At 68.7% G+C, this 13750-nt stretch carries 12 protein-coding genes; 4 read left to right on the top strand and 8 right to left on the bottom strand.

Annotation, left to right across the window (positions count from 1 at the left end; genetic code table 11):
• Positions 1-372 precede the first annotated feature (372 nt).
• Complete coding sequence (locus tag V7S63_RS12400) at positions 373-1830, bottom strand: methyl-accepting chemotaxis protein (RefSeq protein WP_336530437.1); 1458 nt, start codon at positions 1828-1830, stop codon at positions 373-375.
• Complete coding sequence (locus V7S63_RS12395; protein ID WP_158673394.1) at positions 1823-2227, bottom strand: hypothetical protein; 405 nt, start codon at positions 2225-2227, stop codon at positions 1823-1825. Before V7S63_RS12395 ends, V7S63_RS12400 begins: the two co-directional genes overlap by 8 nt.
• 226 nt (positions 2228-2453) lie before the next feature.
• Here V7S63_RS12395 and V7S63_RS12390 point away from each other — a divergent pair, with 226 nt between their 5' ends.
• Positions 2454-2597 carry a hypothetical protein gene (locus tag V7S63_RS12390; RefSeq protein WP_158673395.1) on the top strand — a complete coding sequence of 48 codons (144 nt, stop codon included), beginning with the start codon at positions 2454-2456 and terminating at the stop codon, positions 2595-2597.
• Between the two features lie 77 nt (positions 2598-2674).
• On the opposite strand, the gene V7S63_RS12385 is transcribed toward V7S63_RS12390, so the two are convergent.
• Entirely contained in the window at positions 2675-3301 is a 627-nt protein-coding gene (locus V7S63_RS12385; RefSeq protein WP_199777420.1) for a biotin transporter BioY, read from the bottom strand.
• A gap of 109 nt (positions 3302-3410) precedes the next feature.
• Here V7S63_RS12385 and V7S63_RS12380 point away from each other — a divergent pair, with 109 nt between their 5' ends.
• Complete coding sequence (locus tag V7S63_RS12380) at positions 3411-4349, top strand: MBL fold metallo-hydrolase (RefSeq protein WP_336530436.1); 939 nt, start codon at positions 3411-3413, stop codon at positions 4347-4349.
• Positions 4350-4457: 108 nt separating this feature from the next.
• On the opposite strand, the gene V7S63_RS12375 is transcribed toward V7S63_RS12380, so the two are convergent.
• From V7S63_RS12375 to ilvD, 5 genes are all read right to left on the bottom strand, one after another.
• Positions 4458-5234, bottom strand: a complete 777-nt coding sequence (locus V7S63_RS12375) for a DUF1499 domain-containing protein (RefSeq protein ID WP_091837595.1) — start codon at positions 5232-5234, stop codon at positions 4458-4460.
• A 108-nt stretch (positions 5235-5342) separates the two neighbouring features.
• Positions 5343-6680, bottom strand: a complete 1338-nt coding sequence (locus tag V7S63_RS12370; protein WP_336530435.1) for a hypothetical protein — start codon at positions 6678-6680, stop codon at positions 5343-5345.
• A 9-nt stretch (positions 6681-6689) separates the two neighbouring features.
• The gene (locus tag V7S63_RS12365) at positions 6690-8744 is read right to left on the bottom strand and encodes a caspase family protein (protein ID WP_336530434.1); all 2055 of its coding nucleotides are present in this window, start codon (positions 8742-8744) and stop codon (positions 6690-6692) included.
• Positions 8745-8846: 102 nt separating this feature from the next.
• On the bottom strand, positions 8847-9737 hold the full coding sequence (locus V7S63_RS12360; RefSeq protein ID WP_336530433.1) for a DMT family transporter: 891 nt from the start codon (positions 9735-9737) through the stop codon (positions 8847-8849).
• Positions 9738-9765: 28 nt separating this feature from the next.
• Complete coding sequence (ilvD, locus tag V7S63_RS12355; protein ID WP_336530432.1) at positions 9766-11607, bottom strand: dihydroxy-acid dehydratase; 1842 nt, start codon at positions 11605-11607, stop codon at positions 9766-9768.
• Positions 11608-11893: 286 nt separating this feature from the next.
• Here ilvD and V7S63_RS12350 point away from each other — a divergent pair, with 286 nt between their 5' ends.
• Both V7S63_RS12350 and V7S63_RS12345 read left to right on the top strand, forming a co-directional pair.
• On the top strand, positions 11894-12760 hold the full coding sequence (locus V7S63_RS12350; protein ID WP_336530431.1) for a LysR substrate-binding domain-containing protein: 867 nt from the start codon (positions 11894-11896) through the stop codon (positions 12758-12760).
• A 10-nt stretch (positions 12761-12770) separates the two neighbouring features.
• Positions 12771-13571, top strand: coding sequence for an alpha/beta fold hydrolase (locus tag V7S63_RS12345; protein ID WP_336530430.1), 801 nt, complete (start codon positions 12771-12773; stop codon positions 13569-13571).
• Positions 13572-13750 lie beyond the last annotated feature (179 nt).

Here is a 13750-nt window from a genome sequence, read left to right as displayed (position 1 = left end):
CTGGCCGACTCCTTAAAGTCGCGCCAGCCCTTACGAGGGCCAGGCGACCGCGGGGCGCCAGCCCGGCAATGGCAGCACCCGCACGGCGGGGAGCTCTCGCCAGATGGTCCAGAGCCCGTACCGCATGCGCCGCGACCTGGAGCATGCAGAATCGCGCTGATCCCTACGCTCTACCCGGCTGCTCGGCATGACCTTGGAGACGCTCCAGCACGTCTGCGGCCACCATCAGACCTTGCGAAACAGCCCTTCGGGGCTTTTTTCGTTTTTGGGCGGATGTCCCGGCGGTTTCGAGGAGCCCGCCCGACACTGGCGATCCCGGCACCAGCCCGTTCGGCTCCTATGGCCGCAGCACGCCAGCAAGGTGGCTCGCCCTCACGCCGCCCGGATCCGGCCGAGGAAATCGGCGACTTCATTGTCGAGGTCGGCCGACTGACGCGACAGCACATCGGCCGAGTCCGCCACGTGATTCGCCGCCTCGCCGGTCTCCTCGGCGACACGGCTGACGATGTCGATATGCCCGCCTGCCGTGACCGTTTCATCCGCGGCGCGCCTGACATTCTCGGCAATGCCGGCCGTCGCCACGTTCTGCTTCTCCACGACAGCGGCGACCGCGATCGAAATCTGGTTGAGCGTGTCGATCGTCGCCGTCATCGCGTCGATCGCGTCGATCGCGTCGGCGCCGGAGAGGCCGATCGCGTCGATCTGGCTCTGGATCTGCTCGGTCGCCCGCCAGGTCTCGTCGGCAAGCCCCTTGATCTCATGGGCGACCACGGCGAATCCGCCGCCCATATTGCCGATCCTGGCGGCTTCGATCGAGGCGTTGAGCGCCAGCAGGTTGGTGTGCCGGGCGATGGTCGAGATGACATTGGTGACGTTGCCGATCTCGTCGACCTTGCGCGAGAGATCGCCGACCCTGTCGAGCACGGTCAGCGCCTGCCGTGTGGTGTCGCCGACGAGCCGGGCGGCCTCGTTCACCTGGCGGTCGACCTCGGTGAAGGAACTGGCGAGCTCCGCGGTCGCCGCGGTGATGGCGACGACGTTCGACGACGACGAGCGCGACGCCTTCGATGCGGCTACCGAGCGCTGGGACACCTCTTCGGCACCGGTCCGCATCTGCACGGATGCGGCTCTGAGCGAGGCGATCGAGGCGATTACGGCCCGCGCGATGCCGGCGATCTTGCGCTCGAACTCGTTGGCGAGGTCATGCAGGATGCGCCGCCGCTCATGCGCTGCCCGCGCCGTCGTCTCGGCGACGTCCCGGCGCGCCTCGTCGGCGATAGAGCGAGCCGCCAGCGCCTCGCTTCGCTCCCGTTCGGACGATTCCACCGCCTGCCGCAGCGCCCAGACGATCCAGCTCAGCGCGGCCGCCTGGACGGTCACGATGGCGCCGTGCAGGAAAGCCCGCTTGATGTCGCTGCCGCCGGGAAACACGCCCATCGAGTTGAAGGCATTCAGCGCGAGATGGTGGGCGGTGATGGCGAGGGTCGCCGGCAGGAAGATGCGCCAGTCCAGCCAGCCGGCCAGCACCGCCAGCATGGCGAAGAAATACATGTGCAGGTCGGCCTGGTAAGGATGTCCGGCGAAGGCATAGACCAGCAGCATGACCTGGCCGATGAGCGCGACGCTGGTGACCTGGCGTGTGACCCAGCCGATGCGGTCGATGCGCCAGGCAAGGGTGCTCAGGATTGCGAGAGCCGCACCCATCACGATGAGGTTCGACTGGGCAGGCCCGCCGGCCGGCGTTGCGACCAGAAGCAGTCCGACATTGGCCCAGAGGATCGCGATCAGGAACCTGGCGAACCGCGTCCTGAGGCGCTCGACTTCACCCATTTGCAAGGCTCCTCGCCTGACGGATGCAGGACTGAGCCAGCGAACCGTCGATCACGAGCCAGGCACCGGCCCGGTAGAGCGAAGCGGCATAGTCGCGGCCATCGCCGACGCTGATCGCGACGGCCGCCGCGGCGTCCAGTTGGAGGATGCTGCCACCCGCCTCCGCGACGGCGCGCGCCATCTCCGGCTGGGAGGTGCCGTTGGGAAAGAAGGCAGCGATCGGCTGCCCCGGCACCGGCCAGGCCGCGACGAGGAAGGCGCTCAAAGCCATGGCCAGGCTGAACACCAGGCCGAAGCCGATTTCACGCATCGCGTGCCCCCCGGCATCCGATCCGCAGTTGAGAAACTGTCCAAAAGAGTGCGTCTGCTGGGCTTTACAACAGGTAAACGGCAGCAATTACTGTGAACCAGCGTTCACTTCCTGACCAGATCTGGATGTACACGAACAAACGGCCTCGCCGCAGCGTCTCGCCTGCAAGCCTGGGTAGAAACCGAGAAATCCCCGCTCGACCGCCTTATCTCCCGAGCAGGACGTCCCCGGCATTCCAGGACCGGGGAGCCGCGCAGTGGCGCGCAGCAGGTCGCTTCGCTATGCTCGCGCCGCAATCTGGAGCCGCGCTCGCATGAAATCCGCCTTCCGCCTCATCGCCGTCCTCGGCCTCACGACGCTGCTCGCCGGCTGCGACCGCTGCGGCAACATGATGGAACTCGACATGTTCCTGCAGCCGGTGAAGAAGGTCTGCACCGGCCAGAAGCCGGCCGGCTGACACCGCACGAAACGCTTCAAGACAACAAAAAAGCCGGGGCAACGCCCCGGCTTTCTGATTCGGTTGGGCCTATCGGCTCAGCCGCGGCGCTTCAGCACCGACCAGCCGGCACCGACCAGGCTCGCAGCCAGCGCCGCCTTGATCAGGTCGCCGAGCAGGAAGGGCTCGACACCCGCCGCCCACGCCTTGGCGAAGCCGATGCCGGTCGCCCCGCTCGCCATCTGCGCACCGAGCGCCAGCCAGGCGAAGCCGAGGGCCATCAGCACGATCTCGGCCAGCACCACGCCGCCGGCAAGGCGCCAGAGCGAAGCGCCGCGCGAACCGGCCCAGCCGGCAATCGCCGCGGCGGCAACGAAACCGATCAGGAAGCCGCCCGTCGGTCCGAGCAGATAGAGCGGGCCGGCCGCGACCGGCGGGGTGTTGGTGAAGACCGGCAGGCCGAACAGGCCATAGGCAATGTAGAGCGCGACGGTCGCGGCGCCGAGGCGCGCGCCATAGGCGGCGCCGAGGCCGAGCACCGCCAGCGTCTGCAGCGTCATCGGCACCGGCCAGAACGGCACCTTGACCTTGGCGGCGGCGATGATCAGCAGGCTGCCGACGACGGCGAGCGCGACATTGCGCAGGACGCGCGTGCGCGGATCGGACAAGGCCGGCAGGGCCGCGTTGACCATGGAGGTGGCGGGCAGTGGCAGCGTCTCGGCCATCGGATCTCGTCCTTCTTCTTCGAGCGCCGTCGACGCCCGGTTCGTTCGTCTATAGGAAATGGCCCGCCGGCCGACAAGCCGGTGATCATGTTCGCTTCCGGATGTGCAGATGACCAGCGCCGACAAGGACACCACCGACGAGCCGCTCGATTTCGACCGTGATCCCGGTGCGGCTTCCGGCGAGCTCGTCCAGCTCTCGCCTCTGGTGCGCCGGCTGATCGCCGGCAATGGCGGGCCGATGACCTTCACCGGCACCTGCAGCTACATCGTCGGCCGCGGGCGCATCGCGATCATCGATCCCGGCCCGAACGATCCCGGCCATGTCGAGGCTTTGCTCGCGGCGATCGCCGGCGAGACCGTCACCGACATCGTCATCACCCACACCCATCGTGACCATTCCCCGGCAGCGCGGGCGTTGAAGACGGCGACCGGCGCGCGCATCGTCGGCTGCGGCCTGCACCGGCCGGCGCGCGAACTCGTCCTCGGCGAGATAAACCCGCTCGACGCCTCTGCCGACCGGGACTATGCGCCCGATCTGATCATGGCCGAGGGCGACGCCGTCTCGGGCCCGGGCTGGACGCTCCAGGCATTGGAAACGCCCGGGCACACCGCAAACCACCTCGCCTTCGCCCTGCCGGAGGAGACCACCCTGTTCTCCGGCGATCATGTCATGGCCTGGTCGACCACGATCGTCGCCCCGCCCGACGGCTCGATGGTCGCCTACATGGCCTCGATCGAGAAATTGCGTGGCCGCGAGGACCGGCTCTACTGGCCGGGCCATGGCGGCCCGGTGCGGGAGCCTCAGCGCTTTCTGCGCGGGCTAGTGCAGCACCGGCGCCTGCGCGAGGCGGCCATTGTCAGCCGTCTGCAGGCCGGCGACGAAACGATCGCCGAGATGGTGCCGCCGATCTATCAGGAGCTGCCACCCCGCCTGCTCGGCGCCGCCTCGCTTTCGGTGCTGGCGCAGCTCGAGGACCTGGTCGAGCGTGGCGTCGTCATCTGCGACGACGGGGCGCCGCTGCTGGCGAGCCGCTACCGGCTGGCTTGAGCGCTCAACCGGCATTGCGAGGAGCGTAGCGAGGAAGCAATCCAGAGGCGGCTGTGCTCTACCTCTCCCTGGATCGCCTCGCGGCGCCCGCAATGACGGCAATGCAGCTCAGCGCAATTCCACCAGCAGCTTCACCTCCTCCTCGAAGGCGGCGATGCGCCTGGCATTGGCGCCGAAATCGAAGCCGCCCAGCCGCGAGGCCGAGCGGATGTCGATCCGGCTGCCATCGGCGCGTGGCCGGATGCGGATGGTGATGTCGTCATAAAGCCGCAGCACGCGCGAACGCGCGATCGCATCGAGCCGCCCTGCCCCGCTGCGTCCGCCGGGCGCGGCCCCTTCCAGCACCTGCCAGCCAAGCGTGACGCAGGCCTTGCGGGCGATGTCGTAGGCGACCTCGGCCGGCAATTCGAGCACGATCGGCAGCGCCTTCGGATAGCCCTGGCGCTGCGCCCTGCGCCGCTCGGCGGGAACGTCCGGCGGCACCCGCCCCTCGCGCGCCGTCAGGGCCACGCGCGAGCGGCTGAAGGCCGGGGGCTCGTCGATATCGGTCGAGACGTCGGCGAGGAACGGCAGGGTCGCGAGCTGGAAGCCGCCATACGCGACCGGCGCCAGCAACAGCAGGCAGAGCAGGAAGGCCTGCACGGCAATGCCGACGCCGCGATGCCCCTCCTGCCAGATCCTGACGAAGGCCGCGAGCGCCAGCAGGGAGGCGAGCAGCACGAAGACGTAGGCGCCGGCGATCGGGGCGAGCCGCTCGAGCGAAGGCTGGCCGAAGCGGAAGATCAGCACCGCGAGCACGACGACCGTCAGCCCGAACAGCGCCAGCCGCCGGCTCCAGATCGCCGCGCGTGAGATTGGCTCTTCGAAGACAAGCCGCCGGTGCATGCGCTCTTAAGTGCTTGAGGCTCGGGAAGAAAACAAGGGAGCACTTGAAACTGACCAGGGCGTCCCGGGCGGAGCGCAGCGCAGACCCGGGATGACCTCGACCGAATGTCAGCGCACGACGATCGGCACCGTCGCCTCGACCACGCCCGGCACAGCCCGCAGCTTCTCCAGCAGGTCGAGCACCTCGTCCGGCGCAAGCGTCGCCGCGTCCTCGCTCGCGCTCGGCGCCGCCTTGAGCCAGCGCTCGCGCAGGGCTGCCGGCAGCTCGGCGTCGGTGCCGAAGCAGGCAAAGAGGTTCTCGAAGGCGGCGTCGAGCACGATGTCGGTCAGCCCGAAATCATAGGGATAGGACTGGCCGCCGGCACGCAGCACGCTCCGGCCCTCCCCGCCGCGCACCGGCAGCACGACCGACGCGGTGCCGTCCGGCGCCAACACCCAGCAATAGAGTTTCGTGCCAGCCTTGCCCTCGATGCGGACATCGAGCCGCCGCCCTTTCACAAAGGGCGAAGCCGCCGGCAGCAAAGCGAGCCGTGCCCGGTCCGAGCCGGCTGTAGCGGCGACATGCTCGAGGAAGGGCCTGACCGCCGGGTCGCAGCCTAGTCCCTCGACCGGAATGCGATTGCGCCCCGTCGGGGCCAGCACGGCATCGCCGCGGCGGAACTCGAGCTCCATCCAGCTCTGCCCGTTGCGATCCCTGTCGAAGCGGCCGCGCGTCATCACCTCGGCGCCAACAGCGGCGCATTGTCCGGGCGCGGCCTTGCGGATCTCCAGCGGCCGGCCGCGCAGGACGCGATCGTCCGAGCGCGACTCGGCGTCGAGCGCGAGCAGCAGCCGCTCGCCGAGTGCGGCGCTGCAGGTGCTGTAGCCGCTCGCCGCGGCGAAGGGGCAGATATCGACCCGCTTCAGCTCCGGCGCGGCCCGCACGAGGTTGTCGACCGCCCGGCTCATGACCTGGTCGATATCGACCACGCCGGGCTTGGTCCTGATCGCGATCTCGACCGGCTCGCTCGTCGCCTTGCAGTCACCTGTCTTCGTGATCGCCTGCAGGCGGAAGCTCGCTTTGTCCTCCTGCCGCGCCGGCTCGGTGAAGAAGACGCTGGCGTCGCCGTCGAACGCCCGCCGGATCTGCGCCTCGGCTTCGCCCGGTTTCTGCAGGTTGAGGCTGTCGCGCAGCGTCTTGATGCGAGCGACGTCGGCGCTCGCCGCCAGCCTCACCCGCCCCTCGCTCTGCAGCCGGCTCTCGATGGCGAGCCGGACCTCGTCGGCCTGGGTGCGCGACAGAACCTGCTGGCCGGCATCGAAGCCGACTACGGCCAGCGAGAGATCGCGCTTGCCGGCGCAGGCGGCGATGGTGTCGAGCCAGGCCGACAGTGCATCGGCACGCGCGGCGCCGGCTCCGGAGACGAGCAGTCCGGTGACGAAAAGGCTGCGCAGCAAACCGCTCACGGCCGGGTTCTAGTGCTCCTGCTCCAGCGACCGCGCATAACCATCCAGCGCCCGCACAAAAACGGGATTGAAGCGGCCATCGATCGCGCCGCTGTAATGATCGGCCTTCTGTGCCGCCCGTTGCAAGGCCCGCACCGTGTCCGGCTTCAGCTTCTGCTCTGAGACGTCGCTGGCCGAGATCGCCGCGGCGCCGGCTTCGCCCTTCGCCAGCGCCTTCATCAGCATCTGCAGCGAATTCGTCCCGGGAAAGAAGGAGCCGAAGCCGTTGTCGATCAGCGTCGCCATCGAGACCATCGCGATCGGGTCGCCCTTGTCGGCGGCCTGGCGGAACAGGTCGAAACCCTTCTGCGGATTCTTCGGAAAGCCCGGACGCCCTTCGAGATAGGCTGGCACCAGCTTGGCGATCGAGAAGGCATCCCCTGCTTCCGCCGCCTTCTGGTACCAGCGCAATGACGCGGCCTCGTCGCGCGGCCGGCCGCGGCCATATTGCAGCATGCGCCCGACATTGCTCATTGCGATGGCGTTGCCGGTGCCGGCGGCCTGCTCATAGAGGCCGAAGGCCTTCTGCAGGTCGACCTTGCTGCCCTGCCCATTCTCGTAGAGCGCGCCGAGATTGTTCATTGCCGCGGCGCTGCCGGCATCTGCCGCCTTGTCGTAGGCAGCCAGTGCGTCCTTGTAGCGCTCGGCTTTGTCGTAGGCGCGCCCGAGCTGGTAGGAGAGCCGCCTGATCTGCGGCTGCTGCTCCGCCGCCTGCTTGCAGGCCGCGATCGCGGCGCGCGCATCGATCCGCGCGAACTTCACGCCCTTGACGCCCTCGCGCCGGTCGGGATCGTTGGGATCGCCGGCGAGCTCGTCGCAGTCCTGCACGCGCGGATCGCGGGAAGCGTCGGTCCGGCCGAGATAGCCTTCCGCGAGGGAGCGATAGGCGCAGACCGTGCCGCAGCCCTTGAGATAGTCCTCGTAGCGCCCGGAGCCCCCGAGCCTGACCCAGTTCTGCTCGTCGGTGGCGGCCTCGCCACTGCGGCTTTTTTCAAGCAAGAGCGCCATCGCCGCCTCGCGGTACTGGCAGGTCTCGCCGCAGCGCGCGACGTAACCCTCGAGCGCGCTGCGCTCGCCCGCCGCCTTGGCCCGCTGCCAGTTGGCCTCGTCCCGCGCCAATGCGACCGCGCGCGCCACCGCCGGCACCGGCTGCGCCACCGGCAGTGCGATCGAGGCGAGGTCGATCTCCGGCGCCTGCTCGCGGCCGCTGTCGCGCCGGGCCGCCGCCTCGACGCTATCCTTGAGATAGCGCTGCAGGTCGGACCAGGCGAGCGGGCCGGTCTCGGGCGCGCCGGCCGGCTGCGCCAGCCCGGCGGCGCCCATCAGGAAGCGGCTGGTGAACAGGCCGAGCTTCTGGTTGGCGTCCCAATTGGCCGGAGTCGTGCCTGAGGTCGCGACCAGCTTGATGATGCCGCCGCCTGTACGCGGTTTTGCGGGCGTAAACCCCGGCGCCGAGACGGCGAGCAGGCTCTCGCCCTTGCGGCCGGTCTCGCCGGTGAAGCAGGCGTCGATCATCACGATCAGCTGGCGCTGCGTCCCGATCTTCTGCCTGACCAGCTCGAGATTCCGGTAGAGCGTCTGCAGCGCGTAGCCGCTCTCGCTGGCATTGGGATTGCCGTCCTGCGGCAACAGGAAGGGCTGGCGCGTGGCGAGATCAGGCACGCCATGGCCGGAATAGTAGACGAAGACGTTGGAGCGCCCTTCGACCGCGCTGCGCCAGAGCTTGCCGCCCTGTGGATTGGCCTCGCTGCCGAACATCTGGGTGAGTTCGCCGAGCGTCGCATCCTTCATGAGGAAGACGTTCTGCTCGCGAAAGCCGAGCGTGCCGGTGAGGTAGGTCCTGATCGCCTCGGCATCGTTATGGGCGAAGTCGACCGTGCTGGTCTGCTTATAGGTCTTGTTGCCGACCACCACCGCGATCGAGTCGGCGTTGTCCGAAAGGGTGACCGGCGGCGCCTGCGCGATCGAAGGCGAGAGGAGCCCGAGCCAAAGCAGGGCTACGATCAGGAACGCCGGCAAGGCCACCTCCAGAATCCCAGCGCCAGCGCAGTGCCGCGCTGGCGCGTCGATTTGTCGATGCGGCTTTTGTCCGGACGATCCGTGGCGAAGATGTGACGCCGGGCAAGCCTAACCGCTCGCGCGAACGCCTTGTCCATCCGTCGTCGCAAGCCAGATGCCGATCCCGACGACGACGATCCCGGTGACGAGATTCCAGCCGATCGGCTCGTTCAGCAACACGGCGGCCACCAGCGACGCCGTGACGGGGTTGACCGTGACGGTGACCGCGACGCTGGTCGGCGACGCCTTCCCTAGGGCGAAGGCCCAGAGATAGAAGGTCAGGGCAGCGCCGATTACGCCGAGATAAAGCGCCGCGGACCATTGCGGGACCGCGAACTGCGCCACCGCAGCGAAGCTGCCGCGCAGCAGCGAGATCAGGACCAGAGCCGCGGCGCCGACCGCCATCGCCACCGTCGTGAACGGAATCGGCCCGCAGCGGCCGATCACCGGCTTCGACCAGATGCCGTAGAGCGCCATGCACAAGGCCGCCGCGATCATCAGCAGGTCGCCGCGCCAGGCCTGCGGCGGTGCATCGGCAAGCCCTGAGAGCAGCGCGAAGCCGACGCCGGCCATCGCTATCAGCACGCCGGCGGTCTTGCGCGCTGTCAAACGCTCGCGCCCGAGCGCCGCGCCGACGACCAGCGACAGCAGTGGCAAGGTCGAGAGCGCCAGCGCCCCGCGCGCGCTGCTCGTATGGATCAGCGAGGCGTTGAACAGGATCGGGAAGAGCGCGAAGAAGAGCAGCCCCAGCCCGGCGGTCTGGAGCCAATCGCGGCGATCCGGCCAGCTCCGGTCGCCGAGCAGGGCGACCGGCGCGAGCAGCAGGCAGCCGATGCCGAAGCGGAAGGAGCCGATCGCGAGGGGATCGAGATGGCCGACGAGATAGCGGGTCGCGGCGATGGAGGTTCCTCCAAGCGCGCTCGACGCCGCCGCGGCCACCACCCCCCACAGCTCGCTCATGCCGGGGCCTCCGCTGGCTCGGGTCGCCTCAGTCGATCGCCCGCACCGCCCCCTTGGCCGCGCTGGTCGCCAGCGCCGCATAGGCTTTCAGCGCGGTCGAGACCTTGCGCTTGCGCGGCGCCACCGGCTTCCAGGCGTCCTTGCCCCTGGCCTCCATCGCGGCGCGGCGATGCGCCAGCTCCTCGTCGGAGACCTTGAGCACGATGCTGCGCCTTGGGATGTCGATCTCGATCACGTCGCCGCTCTCGACCAGGCCGATCGCGCCGCCCTCGGCCGCCTCGGGCGAGACATGGCCGATCGACAGGCCCGAGGAGCCGCCGGAGAAGCGCCCGTCGGTGACCAGCGCGCAGGCCTTTCCGAGGCCCTTCGACTTCAGATAGCTGGTCGGATAGAGCATCTCCTGCATGCCCGGCCCGCCGCGCGGCCCCTCATAGCGGATGAGGACGATGTCGCCTTCCTTGACCTTGCGGTTCAGGATGCCCTCGACCGCCGCGTCCTGGCTCTCGAAGATCACCGCCGTGCCGGAGAAGGTCAGGATCGAGGCGTCGACGCCGGCCGTCTTCACGATGCAGCCGTCCAGCGCGATATTGCCGTAGAGCACGGCGAGGCCGCCATCCTGCGAATGCGCATGCGCCTTCTCGCGGATGACGCCCTTTTCGCGGTCGAGGTCGAGCTCCTCGTAGCGCCGGTCCTGGCTGAAGGCGGTCTGCGTCGGCACGCCGCCGGGCGCGGCGCTGTAGAAGGAGCGCACCGCCTCGCTCTGCGTCTGCCGGATGTCCCAGCGCTCCAGCGCCTCGGCCAGCGTGGCGCTGTGCACGGTCGGCAGCGAGGTGTCGAGCAGCCCGGCCCGGTCGAGTTCGCCGAGGATCGCCATGATGCCGCCGGCGCGGTGGACGTCCTCCATGTGCACATTGGCGACGGCCGGGGCGACCTTGCACAGCACCGGCACATTGCGCGAGAGCCGGTCGATATCCGCCATGGTGAAGTCGATCTGCGCCTCATGCGCCGCCGCCAGCAGATGCAGCACGGTGTTGGTCGAGCCGCCCATCGAGATGTCGAGCGTCATCGCGTTCTCGAACGCCTTGAAGCTCGCGACATTGCGCGGCAGCACGCTCTCGTCGTCCTGCTCGTAATAGCGCTTGGCGATGTCGACGATCAGGTGCCCGGCCTCGACGAAGAGGCGCTTGCGATCGGCATGGGTCGCCAGCGTCGAGCCGTTGCCAGGCAGCGCGAGGCCGAGCGCCTCGGTCAGGCAGTTCATCGAATTGGCGGTGAACATGCCCGAGCAGGAGCCGCAGGTCGGGCAGGCCGAGCGCTCGATCACCTCGACTTCGCTGTCCGAGTATTTGCTGTCGGCGGCGGCGACCATGGCGTCGACGAGGTCGACCTTCTTCAGCACGCCTTCGGCGATGTACTTGCCGGCCTCCATCGGCCCGCCCGAGACGAAGACGACCGGGATGTTCAGGCGCATCGCCGCCATCAGCATGCCGGGAGTGATCTTGTCGCAATTGGAGATGCAGACCATCGCATCGGCGCAATGGGCGTTGACCATGTATTCGACGCTGTCGGCGATCAGTTCGCGCGAGGGCAGCGAATAGAGCATGCCGTCATGGCCCATCGCGATGCCGTCATCGACCGCGATGGTGTTGAATTCCTTGGCGACGCCGCCGGCCTTCTCGATCTCCCGTGCGACGAGCTGGCCGAGGTCCTTGAGGTGGACATGGCCCGGCACGAACTGGGTGAACGAGTTGACCACCGCGATGATCGGCTTGCCGAAATCGCTGTCCTTCATGCCGGTGGCGCGCCAGAGGCCGCGGGCGCCGGCCATGTTGCGGCCATGGGTGGTGGTGGCGGATCTCAGCCTCGGCATGCTTGACCTCGTTGACGCTACGTCCGAACAGAAGGGCTCGCCCTATAGCTAGCGGGCGTGCCCGGCGAGCCAAAATTGAATTATTCGATTTGGATGATCGGCGCCGTCCATGCTGCGGGCGCGAGAGGGGTTGCAAGCCGAATGGAAACTCAGCCCTCATCCCGAGGAGCGATCCGAATGGATCTCGTCTCGAAGGATGCTCCAGGAGGCTCGAGTGGCAAGCTGGAGCATCCTTCGAGACAGGCGCTACGCGCCCTCCTCAGGATGAGGGCGGAGGGAGAACGGGGTGACGGCACTGCGCAATATCGATATCGACCTGCTGCGTTCCTTCGTCACCATTGCGGAACTGCGCTCCTTCACCCGCGCCGCCGCCGCGCTCGCCCGCACGCAGTCGACGATCTCGACGCAGGTGCGCAAGCTTGAGGAGATCGCCGGCCAGACCCTGCTGCAGCGCTCGCCGCAGGAGGTCCTCCTGACGCGCGCCGGCGAGGATTTCCTCGGTTACGCCCGCCGCATCGTCGCGCTGCATGACGAAGCACTCGACGTCGTTCGGGCACGAAACGTCTCCGGCCGCGTCCGGCTCGCGGTGATGGACGACTATGCCACCATCGTGCTGCCGGAGACGCTCGCCCGTTTCGCCCGCTCGCATCCCGAAGTCGAGCTCGAGGTCACCACCGGCTTCACCCGCGACCTGATCGGCAGCCTCGGCGAGGCCTTCGACCTCGTCTTGGCGACGCAGAAGGCGGGCGACGGCAGCGGCGAGGTGCTGCGCAGCGAACGCACCGCCTGGGCCTGGTCCGACCGGCACGACGTCCCTCCTGCCGGACCGCTCCCTTTGGCGCTTCTGAAAGCACCGAACATGTATCGCGAATGGGCGCTCGCGGCGCTGAACGAGGCCGGCCGGCCCTGGCGCATCCTGTTTTCCTCCTCCAGCATCGGCGCGGTCGAGGCGGTCGCCGCCGCTGGCGCGGCGCTGACCGTGGTCAAGGCCGGCACGGCACGCGAAGGGCTGCGCCTGCTCGGCGAGGCCGATGGCCTGCCTCCCCTGCCCGCCTCGGAGATCGCCTTGCATCTGGCTCCGGGTCGGCCGACGCCGGCGGTGCGAGCGCTGGCAGGCTTCCTGGCCGAGGCGTTGAAGGACCAGAGCGGATGAGCTTGCCGGCATGAAGACCATCGAGGAGCACGACGTCTTCCTCCAGCTCGGCGACCACCAGCTGTTCGCACGCAGCTGGATCCCATCCGACCCTGAAACCGGCCGACATGCGCCGATCCTGCTCCTTCACGACTCGCTCGGCTGCGTCGAGCTCTGGCGCCGCTTCCCGGAGACGCTCGCGGCCGCAACCGGTCGGCGCATCGTCGCCTATGACCGCCTCGGCTTCGGCCGTTCTGATCCGCATCCCGGCAGGCTCGGCCTCGACTTCGTCGGCGAGGAAGGGCGCAGCACCGTCCCGCAGCTTTGCGACCGGCTCGGCATCGGCGACTTCATCGCCTGCGGCCACAGCGTCGGCGGCGGCATGGCGGTGGAGACCGCGGCACAGTGGCCGGGGCGTTGCCGGGCACTCGTCACAGTTGCCGCCCAGGCCTTCGTCGAGGACCGGACGCTGGAAGGTATCAGGGTGGCGCAGCGCGACCTCAAGGGTCCCGGCAACATCGCGCGGCTGGCGCGCTATCACGGCGACAAGACGCGCTGGGTGATCGACGCCTGGATAGAGACCTGGCTCTCGCCCGCCTTCGCGAGCTGGACGATCGACCGGCCGCTGGCCGGGGTGCGCTGCCCCGTCCTCGCCATCCATGGCGAGCTCGACGAATACGGCTCGGCCCGCCATCCGCAGCGTATCGCCGAAGGACGCGGCGAGGCGCTGATCCTGCCGGGGATCGGCCATGTCCCGCATCGCGAGGCGGAAGATGTGCTGGTTGAGGCGATCGCGGGGTTTGTGGCCGAGGCTCTGCAGGTGGACGATTAGCCTCCTGCCGTCATTCCCCGCCAGAAATGGCGACGGAACCGTGACAGCCCCCCTCTCCCCTTGCGGGAGAGGGCTGGGGTGAGGGGTCGCGCCGACTTTCGGGGTTAGCATCTTGTCATGGCCGCCGCCGAAGGGGCAGTGCGACCCCTCATCCGGCGCTTCGCGCCACCTTCTCCCGC

Origin of the sequence: Allobosea sp. CCNWLY174, from assembly GCF_037120455.1 — a bacterium.
GTDB classification, from domain to species: domain Bacteria; phylum Pseudomonadota; class Alphaproteobacteria; order Rhizobiales; family Beijerinckiaceae; genus Allobosea; species Allobosea lupini.
The sequence above is the reverse complement of the archived record's forward strand: the minus strand, read 5'-3'. Positions and strand labels throughout refer to the sequence as shown.